Source organism: Vibrio sp. 2132-1 (assembly GCF_033344315.1).
This window is the reverse complement of the sequence record NZ_JAWPON010000914.1, coordinates 1-503: the sequence shown is the minus strand read 5'-3', so window position 1 is coordinate 503 and position 503 is coordinate 1. Positions and strand designations below refer to the sequence as shown.

The following is a 503-nucleotide window of genomic DNA, read 5'->3' as shown; positions in this document are numbered from 1 at the left end:
AGAGTGACGCTAAAGCGATTTAAGGTAGTGAGCTGCCAAATACTTCGGCTTCGATTTTTGCCTGCATACCGAACATTTCTCGTCATATCAAAAGATTAGGCGTAAACATAGCCGACTTTAGTTGCGGAATAACAAGACGTTCAAGGCGATTCGAAACGCATTGGGGTTTTAGTGCCCAAATAGGCACGGATTTATCAGAGTTTATTTTAGGTTAGGGTGCATGTGCGTCTCTCACACCTTAACTGCGCGTTATATGCCTTTGAAGTTTTGGAGACCAAATGGATATTCTCATTGAGCAAGAGATCGAGTTGCATCAGTATGAAATACGTCAAAGTAAAACGGATATTGAGCGTCTAATCCATCCTAGCTTTGTGGAAGTCGGTAAATCAGGTACGAGTTATGATTTCGACTCAATCATAGAAATGATGGAAGGTGAGGAACCCTCAAGCACTCGCATACATTCACAGAGGTATGAGTGTATTCAGCTAGAACCTTCCGTCCAA

At 42.3% G+C, this 503-nt stretch carries 1 protein-coding gene; it reads left to right on the top strand.

The annotated features are described in order from the left end of the window. Positions 1-278 precede the first annotated feature (278 nt). On the top strand, positions 279-503 hold a 225-nt coding region (locus tag R8N47_RS28700; protein WP_318186546.1), incomplete at its 3' end, for a nuclear transport factor 2 family protein.